Source organism: Serratia sp. 22278, from assembly GCF_052045405.1.
Taxonomy (GTDB): Bacteria; Pseudomonadota; Gammaproteobacteria; order Enterobacterales; family Enterobacteriaceae; genus Serratia; species Serratia marcescens.
On the sequence record NZ_JBQEOW010000001.1, the window covers coordinates 302,667 to 326,057 of the forward strand.

Below are 23,391 nucleotides of genomic sequence, written 5' to 3' on the forward strand. Positions count from 1 at the left end.
TTTGCCACTGCCGCCAATAATTCCTTGGGAACTATTGTAGATAGATTGGTGTCGTCCTGTGTCTGAACGCAGTGTTCCATTCACAGGCGGGTTAATCTAGGACGAAAATGATACCAATGTCGCAATGAGGTTGCAAAAGGAAAGTATGTGTAACTAAATGTAATTTTTCGGGAACTTTGTGACGTGCGTCAATATTAAAAAATGCGAAAGGCCAGCGAGGCTGGCCTTTGTTTTGTAACGAAATCGTTTAAAAAACGTGTGATCGTATGAATTAGAAGCTTGCGTTACGTGGTGTGCGTGGGAACGGGATCACATCGCGCACGTTTTGCACGCCGGTGACATAGGCGATTAAACGTTCAAAGCCCAGGCCGAAACCGGAATGCGGCACGGTGCCGTAACGACGCAGATCGCGATACCACCAGTAGTCTTCCTTATTCAGGCCCATCTCTTCCAGACGCTGATCGAGCACGTCGAGGCGTTCTTCACGCTGAGAACCACCGATGATTTCACCGATGCCCGGCGCCAGCACGTCCATGGCCGCGACGGTTTTGCCGTCTTCGTTCATGCGCATGTAGAACGCCTTGATGTCTTTCGGGTAGTTTTTCACCACCACCGGCGCCTGGAAGTGTTTCTCCGCCAGATAACGCTCATGTTCGGAAGAGAGATCGATACCCCAGGAGACCGGGTTTTCGAAGGTTTGGCCCGAGGCCAGCAGGATCTCAATGGCGTCGGTGTAGTCTACCTGGGCGAAATCGGAAGAGACGAAGCGCTCCAGACGCGCGATAGCGTCTTTATCCACGCGCTCGGCGAAGAATTTCAGATCGTCTGCACGTTCATCCAGCACCGCCTGGAACACATACTTCAGCATGCTTTCGGCCAGGCCGGCGACATCGTCCAGCGTCGCGAAGGCCACTTCCGGCTCGATCATCCAGAATTCCGCCAGGTGGCGGCTGGTGTTGGAGTTTTCGGCGCGGAAGGTTGGGCCGAAGGTGTAAACCTTCGACAGCGCGCAGGCGTAGGTTTCGCCGTTCAGCTGGCCGGAAACGGTAAGGAAGGCTTCCTTACCGAAGAAGTCTTCGCTGAAGTCGACGGCGCCCTTGTCGGTGCGCGGCAGGTTTTCCAGGTCCAGCGTGGACACGCGGAACATCTCGCCGGCGCCTTCGGTGTCGGAGGCGGTGATCAGCGGGGTGGACACCCAGAAATAGCCATTTTCATGGAAGAAGCGGTGGATCGCCTGCGCCAGCGTATGACGCACGCGCGCCACGGCGCCGATCAGGTTGGTGCGCGGGCGCAGGTGGGCCACTTCGCGCAGGTATTCGATGCTGTGACGTTTGGCCGCCATCGGGTAAGTGTCCGGATCGTCGACCCAGCCGACCACTTTGATCGCGGTGGCCTGCAGCTCGAAGCTCTGGCCTTCGCCCGGTGAAGCAACGACCTTGCCGGTAACTTCGACCGAACAGCCGGTGGTCAGGTGCAGCACTTCATCTTGATAATTCGGCAGAGAATTATTAACGACGGCCTGTAACGGATCAAAGCAGGAACCGTCATAGACGGCCAGGAAGGAGATACCAGCTTTTGAATCTCTCCGGGTACGTACCCAGCCGCGTACGGTGACTTCACTGTCAACCGCAGCACGACCTTGCAGTACGTCGACTACAGGCACTACGCTCATAGATTTCTCTCTTTAATAATTTGGTTTAGAAATAGCTTACAACCCAAGAATATGGGGGTAATGGCTATGTTACTTGCCGCGGTGCAGAGCACAAGCAGAAATCATCGGATTGGCGCAACATTTATCGCGGCTGACTGAAAAGAGGGCGTTCGGGATAAAAACAAAAAGCCGGCGCGAGAACCGGGCCGGCTTTCTCTCTTTATATAAAGAAGGCTCAGCTGGCTTTCTTCACCAGCGGCAGATCGAAGGCCTTGCGCAGAGCCCTGACGAACGCCTGGTCCTGGCAGATGGTCTTGCCGGGGCTGTCGGAGAGCTTGGCCACCGGCTTGCCTTTGCACTCGACCAGCTTGATCACGATATTTAACGGCTTAACGCCGGGAATATCGCAGGTCAGGCGCGTGCCGATGCCGAAGCCGAGATTAATGCGCTGGTAGAAATGGCGATAGAGCGCCAGCGCTTTTTCCAGATCCAGGTTGTCCGAGAACACCAGCGTTTTGCTCAGTGGGTCGATGCCCAGTTTCTGATAGTGGGCAATGGCCTTTTCACCCCACTCGACGGGATCGCCCGAATCGTGGCGAAGCCCCTGATAACGCTCGGCGAACTGCGGGCCGAAGTCGCGCAGGAAGGCATCCATGGTGATGCAGTCGGTGAGCGCTATGCCAAGCTGGTCCGGATATTCATCCAGCCAGGCCTGCAATGCGGCGCGCTGGCTGTTGGCCAGCACCGGGCTTATCTGCTGATGCGCCTGGAACCACTCATGCGCCTGCGTGCCGACCGGCGCCAGACCCAGCTGGTGCGCCAGATCGTAATTGCTGGTGCCCGACAGGTACGGGAATTCGGCCTGCAATGTGCTGACGATGGCCTGTTGCACGCCCTGAGAGAAACGGCGGCGGGTGCCGAAGTCCATCAACTTGAAGCGTGAAAGATCCAGATCGCCCGCCAACGTCTTGAACTGCGCCAGCTTGGTTTGCAGATGCGCCACCGCCTGTTCCGGCGTCGCCAGCGGCGAGCGCCGGCGGTGCACCACTTCGCTGATCACCGCCAGCAACGGCACTTCCCACATGATCACTTCACGCCAGGGGCCGGCGATGCGGATGTGCAGCTTGCCGTCGCGGTTGTCGATGGTGACCTGCTGCGGATCGTAGCGGAACGTGCGCAGCCAGTTCAGGTAATCTTGACGGAAGAAGGGCAGGCCCGAAAGATAAGCGAATTCGGCGTCGGTTAGCGCCAGCCGGCTCATCAGCGCCACCTGCGCGCGGATCTCGTCGGCATATTCGCCCAGCAGTTCGTCGCCGCGGCAGCGGAATTCCGCCGCCACGCTGATCGCGGGATAGCGATGGAACACTGCTTGCTGCATATGAAGCTTATAAGCATCGGTATCAAGCAGTGATGTCAAAATCGGGGAAGCGTATTGAGTCATAGCGCGTTACAGCATCCTCGTCAGGCGCGTGTCCAAATCCGGATAATCATAAAAGTGGGGGTGGAGTATACCCGGATTATCCTGTTATTGAAGCTGCATCACACCATAAATCACCGAAGCGGGTCGAGGATTAAACGTGCCTTTATGGCAGCCGGATAGCGGCGGGGAGGAAAAAAAGCCAGATATGCCTGTAAGGTGAATGACTTAGCCTAATTAGTCATAAAAATTATAATGTTAATTATTTTAAACAACGAATCAGATAAAGCCGGCCTGGGTATGCACGCTGACCCGATCCTTGCCGTTCTTTTTGCAAAAATAGAGCGCTTCGTCCGCCTGTTTGATCGCCGCCTGCAGCGCGGCGAACGCGCTGACCGGCGCGATGCCGCAGCTGGTGGTGAAGCGCACTTGCCGTCCGTCGGCCAGATTTAGCGTCAGGCGATGAGTACGTGCGCGCAATTGCTCCATGATGTCCCGCGCGTTGTCCAACGAACAGTTGCCCAGCAGCACCGCGAACTCTTCGCCGCCATAGCGGCAGAAGATGTCGCTGGCGCGGAACGCGCGTTGCAGCAAGTGGCCGAATGCCACCAGTGCCCGGTCACCCACGTCGTGGCCGTAGCTGTCGTTGAGTTGTTTGAAATTGTCGATGTCGATCAGGCAAAAGGCCTGCGGGTAGCTGGCGTTGCCCAGCAGTTGACATTCAAGGAAGAATTTACGGCGGTTGTAGATATTGGTGAGCGGATCGAGGAAGGAAGAGGCCTCGAGCTCTTTAATCAGCAGTTGTTTCTCGCTCTCCAGCGAGACCTTGTCCAGCTGGTATTGCCTGAGCTGCTGAATGGCGTCGCTGATGGCGATCAATTCTTGGCTGTAGAAGGCATCGTTGCGATCGATATTCATCTCACCGCGCGACAGCCGCACGATATTGTTGTGGGTCTTGGTCAACCAGCGGTTGATGCTGGTGCAGAACACCAACGCCGGCAAAATGAACAGCAAAACCACCAGGCCGGCGAGTGCGATCATGCCGTAAATGGTCGTCTGGCTGTCGTAAATCTTGTGGCGCGAGGCGAGGGTTTCCAATTCGAAACTGCGTTGATACAGCGCCTGCGAAAGCCCGCTCACATCGTCGACATAGCGAGAAATAAGCGCTGTGGGGTAGGGCTTATGGGTATCGATAGCGGTATACAGCCCATTGGTAATCTGCTGGAGGCGCTCAGCGGACACCTGGGCGAGCAACGCATTGACGATGTTGGTGATTTGTCCATCGTCGTAGTTGATCTTCATGAAGATCAATCGGGTGCTCAGTGCGTTCAGCACGCCGGTAAGCTGAATGGACTTTAGATAGGCGTCTTTGCGAACGAGCTGGCTGACGTTGACGTCGATAATCTGATCGCTCAATTCCGTCAATGACATATTTAACCGGTTATTGAGACGGATGGCCTCGAGAAACATAAAGGAGTCGGTATCCACCATCCGGGTATCGTAGGTGTAACGGTAATAACTCTTGCTGGTTTGCGAGATGTAATAGGCGCTGTTGATGTTGAACAGATTGGCGTTGGTGTTATTGACCTGCGAAAGCTGCAGGTTGTCATTATCCAGCAGCTGCTCCATCAACGCGATCATCGACAGCGCGGCGATTTTTTGCCGAACCCCGAGCTGTCTGGCGACCTCATCGTCCAGATGTTCGCGGATCCGGGTGATTCTCTCGCGTGCCACCCGATCGGCGGCCAAACATTGCGCACGGGTGATTTGCGGATCGATCAGGCTCAATCGTTTGAGGCGATGAGCCAGCAGCGCAGCCTGAAAGGCTTCGGAAATTTCTTTGGCGCGATCGATTTTGTACAGGTTCAGCTGGTTGTCGCGGTAGTCGGTATGGGCTTCGAGCAGCTCATCGACGATGAACAGAGAGAAGGAAGTCATCAGGCACAGGGTAAAAAAATAGATTGCGTATTTAATTTTCATAGTGCGAGTCATCCCTGAGCCTGATGCCGCAATTATACCACCATGCCGCCTGTGTCGCCTCAACTATGCCGGCGCGCCGCGATGGCGGCTTTTTAGCATTAAATGCTGATTTTTATTTAGCCATTGGTCACCCGCACTGCCGCCTGCCGGCCGATTTATGATTTGCCTCTGATTTCTCTCTCTTTGTCGCCCTGCGGCTCTGGGCTTTTCGGCCAGCTGTGATACAGTTTATTCACAATTCAGGCTCACCGCGCGCCGCAGGGGAACATACCGGCTGCGGTACGAAGGAGAAGCGCAGCCTGGCACCTATAACTCACTGAGACGTTTAAGGGTTTTTATGACACAACAGCCACAGGCAAAATACCGCCACGATTATCGCGCGCCCGATTACACCACGACCGATATCGATTTGGACTTCAGTCTGGATGCGGAAACCACGCGCGTGACCGCCGTCAGTAAAATCAAACGTCAGGGGGCGGCCGGTGCACCGCTGGTGCTGGATGGCGAAGATTTGACGCTGGTGAGCATTCAGGTCGACGGCCAACCGTGGAGCGCCTACCGTCAGCAGGATAACCAGCTGATCATCGAAGAGTTGCCGGCACAATTCACTCTTACCATTGTCAACGATATTCACCCGGCGAAGAACACCGCGCTGGAAGGGCTGTACCTGTCCGGCGATGCGCTGTGCACGCAATGCGAAGCCGAAGGCTTCCACCACATTACCTATTACCAGGATCGCCCGGACGTGCTGGCGCGCTTTACCACCCGCATCGTGGCCGACAAGACGCGCTATCCGTTCCTGCTGTCGAACGGCAACCGCATCGGCCAGGGCGAATTGGCTGATGGCCGCCACTGGGTGCAATGGCAGGATCCGTTCCCGAAACCTTGCTACCTGTTCGCGCTGGTGGCGGGGGACTTCGACGTGCTGCGCGACAGCTTCACCACCCGTTCCGGCCGTAAGGTCGCACTGGAGCTGTTCGTCGATCGCGGCAACCTGGATCGCGCCGACTGGGCGATGACTTCGCTGAAGAACTCGATGAAGTGGGACGAGACCCGCTTCGGCCTGGAATACGATCTCGACATTTATATGATTGTGGCGGTCGATTTCTTCAATATGGGCGCGATGGAGAACAAAGGGTTAAATATCTTTAACTCCAAATATGTGCTGGCGAAGGCGGAAACCGCTACCGACAAGGATTACCTGAACATCGAAGCGGTGATCGGCCACGAATACTTCCACAACTGGACCGGTAACCGCGTGACCTGCCGTGACTGGTTCCAGCTCAGTCTGAAAGAGGGGCTGACGGTGTTCCGCGATCAGGAATTCAGTTCCGATCTGGGATCGCGTTCAGTCAACCGCATCGACAATGTGCGCGTGATGCGCGGCGCGCAATTTGCCGAAGACGCCAGCCCGATGGCGCACGCCATCCGCCCGGACAAAGTCATCGAGATGAACAACTTCTACACCCTCACGGTGTATGAAAAGGGTTCCGAGGTGATCCGTATGATGCATACCCTGTTGGGGGAGGAGAACTTCCAGAAAGGGATGCAGCTCTATTTCGAACGCCACGACGGCAGCGCCGCTACCTGCGACGATTTCGTTCAGGCGATGGAGGATGCGTCTAACGTCGATCTGTCGCGCTTCCGCCGTTGGTATAGCCAGTCCGGCACGCCGCTGTTGACGGTGCGCGACGAGTACGACGCGGAAACCCAACAGTATCGCCTGCATGTCAGCCAGAAGACCGCGCCGACCGCCGATCAGCCGGAGAAGTTGCCGCTGCATATTCCGCTGGATATCGAACTGTACGACAGCGAAGGCAATGTCATTCCATTGCAAAAAGGCGGCCTGCCGGTCAACAACGTGCTGAACGTCACCGAAGCGGAGCAAACTTTCGTGTTCGACGGCGTGGCGCACAAGCCGGTGCCGTCGCTGCTGCGCGAATTCTCCGCGCCGGTGAAGCTGGACTATCCGTACAGCGATCAGCAACTGACCTTCCTGATGCAGCACGCTCGCAATGAATTTGCGCGTTGGGATGCGGCACAGAGCCTGCTGGCGACCTATATCAAGCTGAACGTGGCGCGGCACCAGCAGAAGCAGCCGCTGTCGCTGCCGCTGCACGTGGCCGATGCGTTCCGCGCGGTGCTGCTGGACGAAAAACTGGATCCGGCGCTGGCGGCGCAGATCCTGACGCTGCCGTCGGAGAACGAAATCGCCGAGCTGTTCGCCACTATCGATCCGGAAGCGATCGCCGCGGTGCACGAAGCGATCGTACGCTGTCTGGCGCGGGAGTTGGCCGATGAGTGGCTGGCGGTGTATCACGCCAACAAGACCGACGGCTACCGCGTGGAGCATGCCGAGATCGCCAAGCGCGCCTTGCGTAATGTGTGCCTGGGCTATCTGGCGTTCGGCGAAGATGTGGCGCTGGCGGACCAGCTGGTGAGCGAACAGTATCGCCAGGCGGACAACATGACCGACTCGCTGGCGGCGCTGTCTGCTGCGGTCGCGGCCCAGCTGCCGTGCCGCGATGCGCTGCTGGCGGCGTTCGACGAGCGCTGGCATCAGGATGGCCTGGTGATGGACAAGTGGTTCGTGCTGCAGGGCAGCAGCCCGGCGGCAGATGTGTTGAGCAAGGTGCGCGCACTGTTGCATCACCGTTCGTTCAGCCTGAGCAACCCGAACCGCACCCGTTCGCTGATCGGCGGCTTCGCTTCCGGCAACCCGGCGGCGTTCCATGCCGCGGACGGCAGCGGCTATCAGTTCCTGGCGGAGATCCTCAGCGATCTCAACCAGCGCAACCCGCAGATCGCCGCGCGCCTGATTGAACCGCTGATTCGCCTGAAGCGTTACGACGCGGGCCGTCAGGCGCTGATGCGCAAGGCGTTGGAACAGCTGAAAGGGTTGGAAAACCTGTCCGGCGATCTGTACGAGAAGATCAGCAAGGCGCTCGACGCCTGATCTTTTCGCGCTGAATAGATAAGGGGGACGGCCTGCGCCGTCCCTTTTTTTATCCGTTCAGTTCACCGCCCGGCGGGTACTGTCCGCTGCGGCCGGCGGCGATAACACCCGTTCCAGCACTTCGGCCTCCAGTTCCGCCAGCCTGGCCGAGCCTTTGCGGCGCGGCCGCGGCAGATCGATGGCCAGATCCAGCCCGATATGCCCCTCTTCGATCAGGATCACCCGATCCGCCAGCGCGATGGCTTCGCTGACGTCATGTGTGACCAGCAGTACGGTAAAACCGTGTTGTTGCCACAGCGTTTCTATCAGCCCTTGCATCTCGATGCGCGTCAGGGCATCCAGCGCTCCGAGCGGTTCGTCCAGCAGCAGCAGGCGGGGGCGGTGGATCAGCGCGCGCGCCAGGGCGACCCGCTGTTTTTGTCCACCGGACAGCGCCGCCGGCCAATCGTGGGCGCGATCCGCCAAACCGACCGCGTCCAGCGCCTGCAGCGCCGCGTCGCGCCACTGGCCGCGCAGCCCCAGACCTACGTTGTCGATCACCGTTTTCCACGGCAACAGGCGCGCATCCTGAAACATCAACCGGGTATCCTCTTTAGCGGCGGCAAGCGGCGCGTTGCCGCTGAGCAGCGCGCCGCTGCTGGCCTGTTCCAGGCCGGCCAACAGGCGCAGCAGGGTGCTCTTGCCGCAGCCGCTGCGGCCGACCACCGCCACGAACTGCCCGGCGGAAATGCGCAGCTGAATATTGTCCAGCACCGTGCGGTTGCCGTAACGTTTGCCGATGGACTCCAGCGTCACCGGCGTGCCTTGCGCAAGGCGAGCGGGAAGGGTCATAGCGCTTCTCCCTGTTTCAGTTGATAGGCCGGATGCCAGCGCAACCAGACGCGCTCCAACAGCTGCGCGCCCACGTCCGCCAGCTTGCCGAGCAGGGCGTACAGCACGATCGCCACCACCACCACGTCGGTTTGCAGAAATTCACGCGCGTTCATCGCCAGGTAGCCGATGCCCGAATTGGCCGAGATGGTTTCGGCGACGATCAGCGTCAGCCACATGAAGCCGAGAGCGAAACGCACGCCGACCATAATCGACGGCAGCGCGCCCGGCAGCACCACCTGTGTAAACAGGCGGAAACCGCTCAGGCCGTAGCTGCGGGCCATCTCCAACAGGCCGCGATCGATGTTTTTGATGCCGTGATAGGTGTTGAGATAAATCGGGAACAGCGTACCGAGCGCCACCAGAAAGATCTTGGCGGATTCATCGATGCCGAACCACAGGATCACCAACGGGATCAGCGCCAGATGAGGCACGTTGCGGATCATTTGCACCGAGCTGTCCAGCAGGCGTTCACCCCAGCGTGACAGCCCGGTAATAAAGCCGAGTATCAGTCCGATGCTGCCGCCGATGCCAAAGCCGATCAACGCGCGCTGGCTGCTGATGCTCAGGTGCTGCCACAGTTCGCCGCTTTGGCTCAGGCGCCAGAAGGCGGCCAGCACCGCACTCGGCGCCGGCAAAATGCGGTTGGACAGCCAGCCGGTTTCGACGGCGATCTGCCAGATGATCACCAGCGCCAACGGCAGCGCCCAGGGAGCCAGCCGATACAGGATGCGTTGTACGTTATTTGCCATCGGGGCGCTCCTCAGCTCTGCGATACTTTTTGCGGAACATAGATGTTGGCCACCACTTCGCCCTGCGGGCGCACCGGTTGAAGGCGAGCGGGCGTTTCCTCCTGCGCCAGATCGAGGTGCGGGAACAGCAGTTCGCCGACGCGGTAGGCCTCTTCCAGATGCGGATAGCCGGAGAGAATAAAGGTGTCGATGCCCAGATCGGCATATTCCTGCATGCGCGCCGCGACCGTCGGGCCATCGCCCACCAGCGCGGTGCCGGCGCCGCCGCGCACCAGGCCGATGCCGGCCCACAGGTTCGGGCTGATCTCCAGGTTATCCTTTTTGCCGCCGTGCAGCGCCGCCATGCGCCGTTGGCCGACGGAGTCGAAGCGCGCAAAGGCCTGCTGCGCGTTGGCGATGGTTTCCTCATCGAGGTGCGCGATCAGCCGATCGGCGGCGCGCCAGGCCTCTTCGGTGGTTTCCCGCACGATGACGTGCAGGCGGATGCCGAAACGCACCTGTCGGCCCTTCGCCGCCGCTTTGGCGCGTACTTCCTCGATCTTCTCTTTGACCTGCGCCGGCGGCTCTCCCCAGGTGAGGTACATTTCTACCTGTTCGGCGGCCAGATCCTGCGCGGCGGCGGAGGATCCGCCGAAATAGAGCGGCGGGCGCGGCTGCTGCACCGGCGGGAACAGCAGCTTGGCGCCTTTCACCTGAATATGCTTGCCGTGGAAATCGACGGTTTCCCCTTCCAGCACCCGGCGCCAGATATGAGTGAACTCGGTCGAGGCCTCGTAACGCTCTTCATGACTGAGATGTAACCCCTCCGCCGCCAGCTCTTCCGGATCGCCGCCGGTGACCAGATTGAACAGCGCGCGCCCGTTGGACAGGCGATCCAGCGTCGCCGCCTGACGCGCCGCCAGCGTAGGGGAGATGATACCCGGCCGCAACGCGACCAAAAATTTCAGCCGCTGGGTGACCGGGATCAGCGAGGCGGCCACCAGCCAGGAGTCTTCGCAAGAGCGACCGGTGGGGATCAGCACGCCGCCGAATCCCAGCCGATCCGCCGCCTGGGCGATCTGCTGCAAGTAACCGTGATCGACGCTGCGAGCGCCCTGCGCGCTGCCAAGATAGTGGCCGTCGCCATGGGTGGGTAAAAACCAGAAAACGTTCAGGCTCATCGTCAATGTTCCCCCGTATTTATTGCGCGCTTGGGCGCCAGATGCGTTGCGAGATGTCGACCTTCACCGGCACCAACCGGTTGGCGTAAAACAGGTCGGCGGTTTGCTGCTGCGCGGCGATCGTATGCGCATCGAGCGGTGTGATGGCGGTCGGAGGGCGGTGATCCAGATAGCTGGCGATCACCGGTTCCGGCAGCCCCATGGCGTTGGCCAGCAGGGTCACGCTTTGCGCCCGGTCGCTGCGGGTGAGCGCATCGGCCTGGGTCAGCACCGTCAAGACCTGGCTGATAAAGGCACCGTTGGCTTCGACATAGGGGCGCGCCGCCAGATAGAAGGAACCGGTCTGATTCAGATCGGTGCCGTCGCCAAGCACCCGCACGCCGCCCTGCAGCAGCGCGGCGGAATAATAAGGATCCCAGATCGCCCAGGCATCGACGTTGCCCTGCTGGAATGCAGCGCGCGCATCGGCGGGCGTTAAATAGGCGGGCTGGATATCCGTAAATTTCAGTCCGGCTTTTTGCAGCGATCGCAGCAGCAGGTTATGTGAGCTGGATCCTTTCTGGAACGCGACCTTATGGCCTTTCAGATCGGCGACGGTTTTGATCGGGCTGTTTTCCGGCACCAGGATCACTTCCGCCTTCGGTTTGGGCGGCTCAACGCCGACATACAGCAGATCCGCCCCGGCGGCCTGCGCGAAGATCGGCGGAATATCGCCGGTGCTGCCCAGATCGATGCTGCCGACGTTCAAGGCTTCCAGCATCTGCGGGCCGGCGGGAAACTCGATCCAACTGATGCGGGTGGCGGGGAAACGTTCCTCCAGCAGCCGGTGGCTCTTCGCCAGCACCAGACTGACCGATCCTTTTTGGTAGCCGATGCGGAATTGCGCCGGATCCTGAGCGACGGCGGCGTTGGCCCAAATCAGCGACAGCAGGCCGGTGAAGGCGGCGGCGCTCAGCCAACGCCGCAAAGCGATGCGTTGTTTCATTCAGGCTCTCCTTTTCCAGGCGTTTCAGGCGGTTTGACGCGCCGCCAGTGGCGAGGCGACGCGCAGCGCAGGCGGTTTGCGGCGGCCAAGCGCCAGATAGAAACTGGCCAGTGCCTCTTCCAGCCGGGCGGCCACGGCGTCGGTGAGCGTGGCGCTTTCTTCGGTCAACTGGATCTGGCTGTCGTCGGCGAACACGCCGTGCAGCACCTCTTGCGCTTTCAGCGCCGCCAGCACCGGTTTCAACGCATAGTCCACCGCCAGCATGTGGCCGACAGATCCCCCGGTCGCCAGCGGCAACACCACCTTATGATCCAGAGCGCGTTCCGGCAGCAGATCCAGCAGGGTTTTCAGCGCGCCGGAGAACGACGCTTTATAAACCGGCGTGGAAATCAGCAGGCCGTCGGCCTGCGCCAGCTGCTCGGCAAACGCCTTGATCGCCGGACTGTTGAAGTTGGCGTACAGCAGATCTTCGGCGTCAAAGTCGTGCAGGGTATAGGCCGTCACTTCCACCCCTTGCTGCCGCAGCCAGTTCTGACTCAGCGAGAGCAGCGCGGCGGAACGTGATGGGATGCGTGGGCTACCGGCCAGTGATATAACGCGCATTGCCACTCCTTATAACTAAAAGTTAGGTTTAATTAGAAAATCAATGGGAAGTGTTTTAAACCTACCAGCAACCGGGCGCGTTTTTTAAATCTCATTTTTTGATTTGGATATGCGCAAAAGCGGATTGGCAGCGATTTGGCGGCGAAGAGGGAAAACGATTGCGTAAAAACGGCTTTTTTTGCCTTTAATCAATTCCAATTAGGCGGGGGATACCGGATAATACGCCCCCGGTTTGCAACCGGGAAATCAGGAGAGTCCATGTACTACCCCCTCATCAGGAAAGCGTTGTTCCAGCTCGATCCGGAGCGCGCGCACGAAGTGACCTTTCGTCAGCTCAGCCGTATTACCGGCACCCCATTAGCGTTTCTTGTCCGTCAGTCCGTGCCGACCAAACCGGTCAACTGCATGGGGCTGTCGTTTAAAAACCCGCTGGGATTGGCCGCCGGTCTGGATAAAAACGGCGAATGCATCGATGCGTTCGGCGCGATGGGCTTCGGCCATGTGGAGGTCGGCACCGTGACGCCGCGTCCGCAACCGGGCAATGACAAGCCGCGCTTGTTCCGCGTGGTTGAGGCGGAAGGCCTGATTAACCGCATGGGGTTCAATAACCATGGCGTGGACAATCTGGTTGAAAACGTTAAGAAATCCCATTTCGGCGGCATTCTTGGGATCAATATCGGCAAGAATAAAGACACGCCGGTCGAGCAGGGCAAAGACGATTATTTGATCTGCATGGATAAAGTTTATCCGTATGCCGGATATATCGCGATTAACATCTCTTCACCGAATACGCCGGGGTTACGATCCTTACAGTATGGCGAAGCGCTGGACGATCTTTTGGCTGCGATTAAAAATAAGCAGCAGGAATTACATGCGCGTCATCACAAATATGTGCCGGTGGCGGTAAAGATCGCGCCGGATCTTTCAGAAGAAGAATTGATCCAAATTGCCGATAGCCTGGTGCGGCATAATATCGATGGCGTGATCGCCACCAATACCACGTTGGATCGAAAATTGATCCAAGGGCTGAATTACTGCGAACAAGCGGGCGGGTTAAGTGGGCGTCCGTTGCAATCACGCAGTACCGAAGTGATCCGTCGCCTCTCCACCGAACTGCAAGGGCGTCTGCCGATTATCGGCGTAGGCGGCATCGATTCGCTGACGGCGGCGCGCGAAAAAATGGAGGCCGGCGCGAGCCTGCTGCAAATTTATTCCGGATTTATCTATCACGGCCCGCGTTTGATTAAAGATATCGTTACCCATATCTAATATTTTTCCTCTCATTTTATTCCGGGGGTTTATTTCTGCCCCCGGCTCGTCTATATTTTGTTCGTTAGCATAAATATCGTTCGCGGAATTATCCGATGTTTAAGCTATTTTATCGGTGATAAAATCGCCTTTTAGGGTGAGTGCGGCGTTGGCATAGGCAGCGAGAAGGATACGAAATGAAGATAAAACCTGACGATAATTGGCGTTGGTATTTTGATGCCGAACACGATCGGCTAATGCTGGATTTAGCTAATGGTATGATCTTTCGTTCACGTTTCCCGGCCAAAATGTTAACGCCGGACGCCTTCGATGAATGCGCTTTTTGCGTAGATGACGCCGCCCTCTATTTCACCTATGAAGAACAGTGCAAGCAGGTCAAGCTGAGCCATGAACAGCGCGCCGAGCTGGTGTTGAATGCGCTGGTCGCCTACCGCTTCCTGAAACCGCTGATGCCGAAGAGCTGGCATTTCTCGCAGCAGCATTACCCGCTGCAGCCGAAAAACGGCGAGCTGGCGGCGGTGAAAGTGATGGAGAGCGGCGCGGAAGCGCGCTTGCTGGTGGTGGAGGCCGGGGATAACGCCAGCCTGTGCCTGCTGGCGCAAAATCAGCTGACGGTCGCTGGCCGTACCATGGTATTGGGCGACGCCATCAAGGTGATGCACGATCGGCTGAAACCCTGCGCGCAGGATGAAAGCGCCGCCCCGGCTTACGACAGGGCGGTATAAGGCGGATTACGCCAGGGTCAAATCACTTTTCGGGATGCAGCTGCAGCACAGGATGGTGCCGTTGTCGCCCAGCGCGCTTTTCTTCAGGGGCGCGACTTCACCGCTCAGCAACGTAATGCGGCAACTGCCGCAAATCCCGGCGCGGCACGAGTAAGGCACGCGGATGCCTTGCTGCTCCAGCTGTTCGAGCAAAATCTGCTGGTTGTTGCCGGTAAACACCTTTCCTTCATATTCGATGGTGACGCTGTGCGCGCTGTCTTGCGGCGCTTGCACGCTCTCCACCACTTTGCCTGCGCCATAAGGGCGCGGCGGCTTGGTCGACAGCACTTCCACCGTATCGCCCACGCGGATGATGCCGCTGTTGCGCGCGATCATATTCTGGCCGAAATCGATGTCGCCGTTGTCGGCGGAGCGGAATTTTTGCAGCGTGCTGAGCGGTTCGCCGCTCGGGTGCTTGCGGCCACGCTCGGTGCTGACGGTGGTGAGCACGCAGCGGCTGCAGGGTTTCACCAGATCGAACATGACGTCGCCGACGCGGATCACCTGCCAGCCGTCTTCAGCCCAGGCGGTAGCGCCGCTCACCACCAGATTGGGGCGGAACTGTTCCAGCTTGATGCTGCCGGGGCAACGCTGCTGCAGATCGTTGAACGAAGCCTGGTTAATCAGCAGATAAGGGTAGCCGTCGGCAAACGTCAGCGGGATTTCAGGGTGCTTCTTGACCCGGCGGGTCAGCTCCGGCCCCAGCCAGCGCAGCTGCACGTCGCGCTGGAAATAGCCGCTCAGCCAACGGTTGATCTCATCTGGCGCAGTCAGCGCGGTGAAATGGTTGCCCCATACCTCGGTCGGCTGCGGCGCGGCGGCGAAGTCGCTGAAGCGAATGGCGGCGCTTTCGCCGTCCGGCGCGGTCAGGAACAGCCCGTCCGGCAGCAGCGCCGGCGTGAACAGCACCATCTGCGGATATTGGCGCGCGGTAATAAAGGTGCCGTCCGGCTCGGTGATCATAAAGTTGCGGTCGAAGGCCAGACCGCTGCTGCCGACCTGGGCGTAAGAAAGCTGCAGGCCGCGCAGTGATTTAACCGGATGGACGTAGAGTTTGGAAAGCGTGATCACCCTTATCTCCGTGCGATGATTAAATAGAAGGGAGCAACTTTATGACAAGCGGTGCGGATTAGCTATAATGCGCAACAATTTTCTTTTTGGTGATAAGTACGATATGAACTCTCTGTTTGCCAGCACGGCGCGTGGATTGGAAGAACTGTTAAAAAGCGAGCTGGAAGCGCTTGGCGCTCACGACTGCAAAGTGGTGCAGGGCGGGGTACATTTTCAGGGTGACGATCGTCTTCTGTACCAAAGCTTGCTGTGGAGCCGCCTGGCTTCGCGCATTCTGTTGCCGCTGAACGAATTCCGCGTGCACAGCGATCTGGATCTGTACCTCGGGGTGCAGGCGATCGACTGGCCGAGCATTTTTGGCGTGGATAAAACCTTTGCCGTGCATTTCAGCGGCGTGAACGAAGAGATCCGCAACAGCCAATATGGCGCGCTGAAGGTGAAAGACGCCATCGTCGACAGCTTCACCCGCAAACTCGACCAACGCCCGACGGTCGCCAAACAGCAGCCGGACATTCGCGTTAACGTCTTCCTGCAGCGCGATATGGCCAGCGTGGCGCTCGATCTGAGCGGCGAAGGTCTGCATCAGCGCGGCTACCGCGATCTCACCGGCCAGGCGCCGCTGAAGGAAAACCTGGCGGCCGCCATCGTGCTGCGTTCCGGCTGGCAGCCGGGCACGCCGATGCTTGATCCGATGTGCGGCTCCGGCACGCTGTTGATCGAAGCGGCGATGATCGCTGCCGATCGCGCGCCAGGCCTGCACCGTCAACACTGGGGCTTCAGCGCCTGGAATGGCCACAACGCCGAACTGTGGCGTGAAGTCACCACCGAAGCGCAGGTGCGCGCGCGCCGCGGCCTGCAGGAAACCGCCTCTCGCTTCTTCGGTTCCGATATCGATCGCCGGGTGATTGAAATGGCGCGCGGCAACGCCCGCCGCGCCGGCGTCGCCGAGCTGATCACCTTCAACGTCGGCGACGTCGCGCGCTTGACCAACCCGCTGCCGGAAGGCCCGCAAGGCACGGTGATCAGCAACCCGCCGTACGGCGAACGCCTGGAAAGCGAACCGGCGCTGATCGCGCTGCACAACATGCTGGGCCGCGTGATGAAAAGCGCCTTCGGCGGTTGGCAACTGTCGCTGTTCAGCGCCTCGCCGGAGCTGTTGAGCTGCCTGCAGCTGCGCGCCGAGCGCCAGTTCAAGGCGAAGAACGGCCCGCTGGAGTGCGTGCAGAAAAATTATCAGCTGGCGGCAAGCCCGGCCGGTAGCGCCACCGGCGGCGTGCAGGTGGCGGAAGATTTCGCCAACCGTCTGCGCAAGAATTTGAAGAAGCTCGACAAGTGGGCGAAACAGCAGGGCATTGAATGCTACCGCCTGTACGATGCCGATCTGCCAGAATACAACGTTGCGGTGGATCGCTACGGCAGCAAGGTGGTGGTGCAGGAATATGCGCCGCCGAAAACCGTCGATGCGCAGAAAGCACGTCAGCGTCTGTTCGATGTGATCAACGCGACGCTGGCGGTGCTGGAGCTGCCGTCGAATCAGCTGATCCTGAAAACCCGCGAGCGGCAGAAGGGCAAAAACCAGTACGAGAAGCTGGCGCAGAAGGGCGAGTTCCTGCTGGTGGAAGAGTATAACGCCAAACTGTGGGTCAACCTGACCGACTATCTCGATACCGGTCTGTTCCTCGATCACCGCATCGCGCGCCGTATGCTGGGTGAGATGAGCGGCGGCAAGGATTTCCTCAACCTGTTCGCCTACACCGGCACCGCCAGCGTGCACGCCGGGCTGGGCGGCGCGCGCAGCACCACCACGGTGGACATGTCGCGTACTTACCTGGAATGGGCGGAGAAGAACCTGCGCGCCAACGGCCTGACCGGCCGTCAGCATCGGCTGATCCAGGCCGATTGCCTGTCTTGGCTGAGCAACGCCAATGAACAGTTCGACGTGATCTTCATCGATCCGCCGACGTTCTCCAACTCCAAGCGGATGGAGAACACCTTTGACGTGCAGCGCGATCACCTGGCGCTGATGAAAGATTTGAAACGGTTGCTGCGCCGCAACGGGACCATCATGTTCTCGAACAACAAGCGCGGTTTCCAAATGGATATGGCAGGGCTGAGCGCGTTGGGTCTGGAGGCGAAAGAGATCACCGCCAAGACGCTGTCGCAGGATTTTGCCCGTAACCGTCAGATCCACAACTGCTGGCTGGTGACTCACGCCGGCGAAGGAAAATAATTACTATGTCGTTAATCAGCATGTCCGGCGCCTGGCTCTCTTTCAGCGATGCGCCACTGTTAGACAACACCGAAATTCATATTGAAGACAACGAGCGCGTGTGTCTGGTCGGGCGCAACGGCGCCGGCAAATCCACGCTGCTGAAGATCCTCGGCAAAGAGATCCCGCTGGACGATGGCCGGGTGATCTACGAACAAGATCTGATCGTGGCACGTCTGCAACAGGATCCGCCGCGCAATATCGGCGGCAGCGTATTCGACTTCGTAGCGGAAGGCGTTGCGGAGCAGGCGGAACACCTGAAGGCCTATCACGCGATCTCTCACCTGGTGGAAAGCGATCCAAGCGAGAAAAACCTGGCGCGCATGGCGCAAATCATGGAGATCCTCGATCACCAGGGGCTGTGGCAGCTCGACAGCCGCATCAGCGAAGTGCTGCTGCAGCTGGGGCTGAACGGCGACGCCGAGCTTTCCTCACTGTCCGGCGGTTGGCTGCGTAAAGCGGCGCTGGGCCGCGCGCTGGTGAGCTCACCGCGCGTGTTGTTGCTCGACGAACCGACCAACCACCTGGACATTGAAACCATCGATTGGCTCGAGGGCTTCCTGAAAGAGTTCGACGGCAGCATCGTCTTCATCTCGCACGACCGTTCGTTTATCCGCAACATGGCGACGCGCATCGTCGATCTGGATCGCGGCAAGCTGGTTTCCTGGCCGGGCAACTACGATCTGTATCTGCAGAGCAAAGAAGAAGCGCTGCGGGTGGAAGAGCTGCAAAACGCCGAGTTCGACCGCAAGCTGGCGCAGGAAGAGGTCTGGATCCGTCAGGGCATCAAGGCGCGCCGCACCCGCAATGAGGGCCGCGTGCGCGCGCTGAAGGCGCTGCGCGCCGAGCGCTCGCAGCGCCGCGAAGTGATGGGCACCGCCAAGATGCAAGTGGAAGAGGCGACCCGCTCCGGCAAAATCGTATTCGAGCTGGAAGACGTCAATTATCAGGTTGGCGAAAAAGTGCTGGTGCGCGGTTTCTCCGCCCAGGTGCAGCGCGGCGACAAGATTGCGCTGGTGGGGCCGAACGGCTGCGGCAAAACCACGCTGCTGAAACTGATGCTCGGTCAGCTGAAAGCCGACAGCGGCCGTGTGCACTGCGGCACCAAGCTGGAAGTGGCCTATTTCGACCAGCACCGCGCCGATCTCGATCCGGAACGCACGGTGATGGACAATCTGGCGGAAGGCAAGCAGGAAGTGATGGTCAACGGCCGTCCTCGCCACGTATTAGGCTATCTGCAGGACTTCCTGTTCCACCCGAAACGCGCGATGACGCCGGTGAAGGCGCTGTCGGGCGGTGAGCGTAACCGCCTGCTGTTGGCTAAGCTGTTTCTTAAACCGAGCAATCTGCTGATCCTCGATGAACCAACCAACGATCTCGACGTCGAAACGCTGGAGTTGCTGGAAGAGCTGATCGACGGCTATCAGGGCACCGTACTGCTGGTCAGCCACGATCGTCAGTTCGTCGACAACTCGGTGACCGAGTGCTGGATCTTCGAAGGCAACGGCGTGATCAATGCCTTCGTCGGCGGTTACTACGATGCGCATCACCAGCGCGCGACGGCGAAACCGATTCGTCAGGCGGCGCCGAGCGCGAGCAAACCGGCGGCGGAGAAAAAGGCCGAACAACCGAAGAAAACGGCGGCCAAGCTGAGTTACAACCTGCTGCGTGAGCTGGAACAGTTGCCGCAGCGGCTCGAACAGCTGGAAGCGGAAATCGAAGCGCTGCAGGCGCAGATGAGTGACGCGGATTTCTTCACGCGGCCGCACAGCGAAACGCAAGAAGTGCTGACGGCGCTGGCTGATGCCGAGCAAGCGCTGGAACAGGCTTTCGCCCGTTGGGAAGAGCTGGAAGCGATGAAAAACGGCTGACCGTTGCGATGCCGCCCGCGCGCTGCTGCGGGCGGCATCGACGTGCCGGTGAGCAACGTTATTTAGGAGGAATATGGTGTGTTCCCACAACAATCATCAGCAGCATAGTCATTCCGCACCCTCGGCGGCGCAACAGGATAACCTGATGCTGTGTCCGCAGTGCGACATGCTGGTGGCGCTGCCGCCGCTGGCCTATGGCAGCAAAGCGGTATGCCCGCGCTGCAAAACCACGCTCAGCGCCCGCTGGGACGAGCCGCGCAAGCGGCCGATCGGTTACGCGCTCAGCGCCTTGTTCATGCTGGTGCTGGCCAACATTTTCCCGTTTATCAACATGCGCGTCGCCGGCCTCGGCAACGAAATCCGGCTGATCCAAATCCCGGAAGTCATGGTGGCGGAAGACTACGCCAGCATGGCCACCTTGTTTATGGTGTTCGTGCAGCTGATCCCGGCGTTTTGCATGGTGGCGATCATCCTGCTGTGCGCCAGAGTGCGTTTGCCACTGGGCCTCAAAGAATGGATGGCCCGGGTGCTGTTCCAGTTCAAGACCTGGTGCATGGTGGAGATTTTCCTCGCCGGGGTGCTGGTCAGCTTCGTCAAGCTGATGGCCTACGGCGATATCGGCATCGGCAGCAGCTTCGTGCCTTACTGCCTGTTCTGCCTGCTGCAGGTGCGCGCCTTCCAGTGCGTGGATCGGCGCTGGTTGTGGCAGGATATCGAACCGGCACCGCGACTTAATCGCCCGCTGACGGTGGGGCGCACCGGCATGCGCCAGGGCGTGCGCTCTTGCGCGTGCTGCACGGCGATCTTGCCGGCCGATCAGGTGCGCTGTCCGCGCTGCCACACCAAGGGCTACGTGCGGCGTCGTCACAGCCTGCAGTGGACGCTGGCGCTGCTGGTGACCTCTGTCATGCTGTATATTCCGGCCAACCTGATGCCGATCATGGTGACCGAGGCGTTGGGCAACAAGATGAACTCCACCATCATGGCGGGGGTGATCCTGCTGTGGGGGGACGGCTCTTATCCGGTGGCGATGGTGATTTTCATCGCCAGTATCATGGTGCCGTCGCTGAAAATGTTGGCGATCGGCTGGCTGTGCTGGGATGCGAACGGCAGGAAGAAACCGCGCGCCGACAGCGAGCGTATGCATCTGATTTATGAAGTGGTCGAATTCGTTGGCCGTTGGTCAATGATCGACGTGTTTGTGATCGCCGTGTTGTCGGCGCTGGTGCGAATGGGGCAGTTGATGAGCATTTATCCCGCGACGGGCGCCGTGCTGTTCGCGCTGGTGGTGATCCTCACCATGTTCGCCGCCATGACATTTGATCCCCGGCTGACCTGGGATCGCGCAAGTGAAACAATCAACAAGGAGCCGCAAGGTGACGGAAAATAATCATAGCGTCGCGGACGTCGAGAAGATCAAACGCTGGTCGCCGGTGTGGATCATTCCCATCGTGACCGCGCTGATCGGCGCCTGGATCCTGTTTTACCACTTCAGCCATCAGGGGCCGGTGGTGACGCTGGTGACCTCGACGGCGGAAGGGCTGGAAGCGGGTAAAACCAAAATCAAAAGCCGCAGCGTTGACGTCGGCGTGGTGGAAACCGTCACGTTGAGCGATGACCTGAGCAAGGTGATGGTGCAGGCTCGCCTCAATTCCGGCATGGAAAAATTGCTGCGCCAGGATTCCGCTTTCTGGGTGGTGAAGCCGCAGATCGGTCGTGAAGGCGTCTCCGGGCTGGGCACGCTGCTCTCCGGCGCCTATATCGAACTGCAGCCGGGCAACAAAGGCAAAGACGGCAAAGACAACTATCAGCTGCTCGATGCGCCGCCGCTGGCCTCCCCGGATGCCAAAGGGTTGCGCATCGTGCTGGACAGCGAGAAGTCAGGCCAGCTCAACGCCGGCGATCCGGTGCTGTTCCGCGGTTATCGCGTCGGGTCGGTGGAAACCAGCTACTTTGATCCTAAAGAACGCGCTATGCGCTATCAGCTGTTCATCACCGCGCCTTACGATCAGTTGGTCACCACCAACGTGCGTTTCTGGAAAGACAGCGGCGTGGCGTTTGACATGTCGGCGCAGGGCATGCGGGTGGAGATGGGCTCGTTGACCACGCTGTTCAGCGGCGGGGTCAGTTTTGACGTGCCGGACGGCTGGGATCGCGGCGAACAGGCGAAAGAGAAGGCGGAGTACCAGCTGTTCGACAACCAGCGCAGCACGCAGGATTCACTGTATACCGTGCATAAGGATTACCTGCTGTTCTTCTCCGACTCGGTACGCGGCCTGCAGCCGGGCGCGCCGGTCGAGTTCCGCGGCATCCGTCTGGGTACGGTGGCGCAGGTGCCGTTCTATAAAGACGGCATGGCGCAGCGTCTGGATAACGATTACCGCATTCCGGTGCTGATCCGCATCGAGCCGGATCGCTTCCAGAAACAGCTGGGCGGCAACTTCGATATTGAAGGGCACCTGAAAGATGCGGAGTCTCGCGGCATGCGCGCCTCGATGAAGTCCGCCAACCTGCTGACCGGTTCGCTGTACATCGATCTTGACTTCTATCCGCAGGAAAAACCGTGGAAAGGGCCGCGCGAGCTGTTCGGTTATCCGCTGATGCCGACCACCAGCGGCGGTCTGGCGCAGATCCAGCAGAAACTGATGCAGACGTTGGATAAGATTAATTCGATGCCGATCAATCCGATGATCAACGAAGCGACCAAGACGCTGGCGGAAAGTCAGAAAACCATGAAGTCGACGCAGCAGACCATGAAGTCGCTGAACGACATCATCGCCAGCAAAGAGATGCAGGCGCTGCCGCAGGACATGCAGAAAACGCTGCTGGAGCTGAACCGCAGCATGAAAGGGCTCCAGCCTGGTTCACCGGCTTACAACAAGATGGTGGGCGACATGCAGCGCCTCGATCAGGTATTGCGTGAGCTGCAACCGGTGCTGCGCACCCTGAATGAGAAGAGCAACGCGCTGGTGTTTGAAGCCGCCGGCAGCACTGACCCTCAGCCGAAGAAGGCCACGAAATGATGAAATGGATCCCGGTAGCCCTGGCGCTGTTACTCAGCGCCTGCAGCAGTTCGCCACAGAAGACTTACTATCAGTTGCCGGCGCTGGGTGCGCCTGCTGCAGCCAGCAGCAGCGGCGCTTCCACGCGCCAGCTGTGGCTGGAACACGTGAGCGTGGCGGATTATCTGGCGCAGAACGGCGTGGTGTATCAGACCAACGACGTACAGTATGTGATAGCCCAGAACAACCTGTGGGCCAGCCCGCTCGACCAGCAGCTGCAGCAAACGCTGGTCACCAACCTGAGCAGCGCGCTGCCGGGCTGGGTGGTCTCTTCGCAGCCGATGAGCAGCGATCAGGATGTACTGAACGTGACCATCAGCGGCTTCCACGGCCGTTTTGACGGCAAGGCGATCATTCGCGGCGAGTGGGTGCTGAATCGCCAGGGGCGCCTGATCAAACGGCCTTTCAGCCTGGAATTGAAACAGGGTGAAGACGGCTATGATGCCCTGGTGCGCACCCTGGCGCAGGGATGGCAGCAGGAAGCTCAGGCTATCGCAGCACAGATGGGCGGCATTTAGTCATAATTTGGTCTAAAATCATCTAATCCCTGTCGGCGTGAAAATCCATTTTTTCTCGCTGGCAGGGATTTATATTTCATTTCAAACAGTTAAACCCTTTCCCGGCAGATCAGCCACTTAGCTTTTTCCTCGGGCGTAGCTCACAAATATGACATTGGCGTGAATTTTGCGCATTGATCTTCTCTTCTTTTAG

Annotated in this window: 17 protein-coding genes; 8 read left to right on the forward strand and 9 right to left on the reverse strand. The window is 59.2% G+C overall.

Features of this window, described 5'->3' with window-relative positions; translation table 11 throughout:
* Positions 1 to 271 precede the first annotated feature (271 nt).
* From asnS to ACTJJ6_RS01380, 3 genes are all read right to left on the reverse strand, one after another.
* Positions 272 to 1,672 carry an asparagine--tRNA ligase gene (gene asnS, locus ACTJJ6_RS01370; protein WP_004928205.1) on the reverse strand — a complete coding sequence of 467 codons (1,401 nt, stop codon included), beginning with the start codon at positions 1,670 to 1,672 and terminating at the stop codon, positions 272 to 274.
* A gap of 214 nt (positions 1,673 to 1,886) precedes the next feature.
* A complete protein-coding gene (gene pncB / locus ACTJJ6_RS01375) occupies positions 1,887 to 3,092 on the reverse strand; it encodes a nicotinate phosphoribosyltransferase (protein WP_028127363.1) in 1,206 nt (401 codons plus the stop codon).
* A gap of 255 nt (positions 3,093 to 3,347) precedes the next feature.
* Positions 3,348 to 5,048, reverse strand: a complete 1,701-nt coding sequence (locus ACTJJ6_RS01380; protein WP_033640805.1) for a GGDEF domain-containing protein — start codon at positions 5,046 to 5,048, stop codon at positions 3,348 to 3,350.
* Between the two features lie 337 nt (positions 5,049 to 5,385).
* Between ACTJJ6_RS01380 and pepN the strand changes: the two genes are divergently transcribed.
* Positions 5,386 to 8,004, forward strand: coding sequence for an aminopeptidase N (gene pepN, locus ACTJJ6_RS01385; protein WP_079449435.1), 2,619 nt, complete (start codon positions 5,386 to 5,388; stop codon positions 8,002 to 8,004).
* 57 nt (positions 8,005 to 8,061) lie between these two features.
* Here pepN and ssuB read toward each other — a convergent pair whose 3' ends face one another.
* From ssuB to ssuE, 5 genes are read right to left on the reverse strand one after another with little or no spacing between them, the layout of a single operon-like run.
* Complete coding sequence (gene ssuB, locus ACTJJ6_RS01390) at positions 8,062 to 8,835, reverse strand: aliphatic sulfonates ABC transporter ATP-binding protein (protein ID WP_016928303.1); 774 nt, start codon at positions 8,833 to 8,835, stop codon at positions 8,062 to 8,064.
* Positions 8,832 to 9,626, reverse strand: a complete 795-nt coding sequence (gene ssuC, locus ACTJJ6_RS01395; RefSeq protein WP_033640803.1) for an aliphatic sulfonate ABC transporter permease SsuC — start codon at positions 9,624 to 9,626, stop codon at positions 8,832 to 8,834. The genes ssuB and ssuC overlap by 4 nt, the downstream gene beginning before the upstream one ends.
* Positions 9,627 to 9,637: 11 nt before the next feature.
* Positions 9,638 to 10,786: an FMNH2-dependent alkanesulfonate monooxygenase gene (gene ssuD, locus ACTJJ6_RS01400; protein ID WP_016928301.1), complete on the reverse strand. Its 1,149-nt coding sequence runs from the start codon at positions 10,784 to 10,786 to the stop codon at positions 9,638 to 9,640.
* A 19-nt stretch (positions 10,787 to 10,805) separates the two neighbouring features.
* The gene (locus ACTJJ6_RS01405; RefSeq protein ID WP_143778798.1) at positions 10,806 to 11,771 is read right to left on the reverse strand and encodes a sulfonate ABC transporter substrate-binding protein; all 966 of its coding nucleotides are present in this window, start codon (positions 11,769 to 11,771) and stop codon (positions 10,806 to 10,808) included.
* Positions 11,772 to 11,795: 24 nt separating this feature from the next.
* On the reverse strand, positions 11,796 to 12,374 hold the full coding sequence (ssuE, locus tag ACTJJ6_RS01410; protein ID WP_016928300.1) for an NADPH-dependent FMN reductase: 579 nt from the start codon (positions 12,372 to 12,374) through the stop codon (positions 11,796 to 11,798).
* A gap of 258 nt (positions 12,375 to 12,632) precedes the next feature.
* Here ssuE and pyrD point away from each other — a divergent pair, with 258 nt between their 5' ends.
* Positions 12,633 to 13,643 (forward strand): quinone-dependent dihydroorotate dehydrogenase, encoded by a 1,011-nt coding sequence (gene pyrD / locus ACTJJ6_RS01415; RefSeq protein ID WP_015377348.1) that lies wholly within the window; start codon positions 12,633 to 12,635, stop codon positions 13,641 to 13,643.
* A gap of 176 nt (positions 13,644 to 13,819) precedes the next feature.
* Positions 13,820 to 14,368, forward strand: a complete 549-nt coding sequence (locus ACTJJ6_RS01420; RefSeq protein ID WP_004928171.1) for a cell division protein ZapC — start codon at positions 13,820 to 13,822, stop codon at positions 14,366 to 14,368.
* A 6-nt stretch (positions 14,369 to 14,374) separates the two neighbouring features.
* Here ACTJJ6_RS01420 and ACTJJ6_RS01425 read toward each other — a convergent pair whose 3' ends face one another.
* Positions 14,375 to 15,478 (reverse strand): YcbX family protein, encoded by a 1,104-nt coding sequence (locus ACTJJ6_RS01425; RefSeq protein WP_016928298.1) that lies wholly within the window; start codon positions 15,476 to 15,478, stop codon positions 14,375 to 14,377.
* A 103-nt stretch (positions 15,479 to 15,581) separates the two neighbouring features.
* Here ACTJJ6_RS01425 and rlmKL point away from each other — a divergent pair, with 103 nt between their 5' ends.
* From rlmKL to pqiC, 5 genes are all read left to right on the forward strand, one after another.
* The gene (rlmKL, locus tag ACTJJ6_RS01430) at positions 15,582 to 17,708 is read left to right on the forward strand and encodes a bifunctional 23S rRNA (guanine(2069)-N(7))-methyltransferase RlmK/23S rRNA (guanine(2445)-N(2))-methyltransferase RlmL (RefSeq protein ID WP_028127997.1); all 2,127 of its coding nucleotides are present in this window, start codon (positions 15,582 to 15,584) and stop codon (positions 17,706 to 17,708) included.
* A 5-nt stretch (positions 17,709 to 17,713) separates the two neighbouring features.
* Positions 17,714 to 19,618 carry an ABC transporter ATP-binding protein gene (locus ACTJJ6_RS01435; RefSeq protein WP_143778799.1) on the forward strand — a complete coding sequence of 635 codons (1,905 nt, stop codon included), beginning with the start codon at positions 17,714 to 17,716 and terminating at the stop codon, positions 19,616 to 19,618.
* Between the two features lie 76 nt (positions 19,619 to 19,694).
* Positions 19,695 to 21,008, forward strand: coding sequence for a membrane integrity-associated transporter subunit PqiA (gene pqiA, locus ACTJJ6_RS01440; protein ID WP_369825817.1), 1,314 nt, complete (start codon positions 19,695 to 19,697; stop codon positions 21,006 to 21,008).
* On the forward strand, positions 20,995 to 22,641 hold the full coding sequence (gene pqiB / locus ACTJJ6_RS01445) for an intermembrane transport protein PqiB (RefSeq protein ID WP_016928295.1): 1,647 nt from the start codon (positions 20,995 to 20,997) through the stop codon (positions 22,639 to 22,641). The genes pqiA and pqiB overlap by 14 nt, the downstream gene beginning before the upstream one ends.
* Positions 22,638 to 23,198 carry a membrane integrity-associated transporter subunit PqiC gene (gene pqiC, locus ACTJJ6_RS01450; RefSeq protein ID WP_016928294.1) on the forward strand — a complete coding sequence of 187 codons (561 nt, stop codon included), beginning with the start codon at positions 22,638 to 22,640 and terminating at the stop codon, positions 23,196 to 23,198. The genes pqiB and pqiC overlap by 4 nt, the downstream gene beginning before the upstream one ends.
* Positions 23,199 to 23,391: the final 193 nt, after the last annotated feature.

What these genes read in the sequence shown, in the direction of transcription:
- ACTJJ6_RS01380 (WP_033640805.1), bottom strand. Translation starts at nt 5,048, where the DNA reads ATGAAAATTAAATACGCAATCTATTTTTTTACCCTGTGCCTGATGACT.
- ssuD (WP_016928301.1), bottom strand. Translation starts at nt 10,786, where the DNA reads ATGAGCCTGAACGTTTTCTGGTTTTTACCCACCCATGGCGACGGCCAC.
- pepN (WP_079449435.1), top strand. Translation starts at nt 5,386, where the DNA reads ATGACACAACAGCCACAGGCAAAATACCGCCACGATTATCGCGCGCCC.
- ACTJJ6_RS01435 (WP_143778799.1), top strand. Translation starts at nt 17,714, where the DNA reads ATGTCGTTAATCAGCATGTCCGGCGCCTGGCTCTCTTTCAGCGATGCG.
- rlmKL (WP_028127997.1), top strand. Translation starts at nt 15,582, where the DNA reads ATGAACTCTCTGTTTGCCAGCACGGCGCGTGGATTGGAAGAACTGTTA.
- ACTJJ6_RS01405 (WP_143778798.1), bottom strand. Translation starts at nt 11,771, where the DNA reads ATGAAACAACGCATCGCTTTGCGGCGTTGGCTGAGCGCCGCCGCCTTC.
- ssuC (WP_033640803.1), bottom strand. Translation starts at nt 9,626, where the DNA reads ATGGCAAATAACGTACAACGCATCCTGTATCGGCTGGCTCCCTGGGCG.
- pncB (WP_028127363.1), bottom strand. Translation starts at nt 3,092, where the DNA reads ATGACTCAATACGCTTCCCCGATTTTGACATCACTGCTTGATACCGAT.
- ssuE (WP_016928300.1), bottom strand. Translation starts at nt 12,374, where the DNA reads ATGCGCGTTATATCACTGGCCGGTAGCCCACGCATCCCATCACGTTCC.
- pqiC (WP_016928294.1), top strand. Translation starts at nt 22,638, where the DNA reads ATGATGAAATGGATCCCGGTAGCCCTGGCGCTGTTACTCAGCGCCTGC.
- asnS (WP_004928205.1), bottom strand. Translation starts at nt 1,672, where the DNA reads ATGAGCGTAGTGCCTGTAGTCGACGTACTGCAAGGTCGTGCTGCGGTT.
- ACTJJ6_RS01420 (WP_004928171.1), top strand. Translation starts at nt 13,820, where the DNA reads ATGAAGATAAAACCTGACGATAATTGGCGTTGGTATTTTGATGCCGAA.
- ssuB (WP_016928303.1), bottom strand. Translation starts at nt 8,835, where the DNA reads ATGACCCTTCCCGCTCGCCTTGCGCAAGGCACGCCGGTGACGCTGGAG.
- pyrD (WP_015377348.1), top strand. Translation starts at nt 12,633, where the DNA reads ATGTACTACCCCCTCATCAGGAAAGCGTTGTTCCAGCTCGATCCGGAG.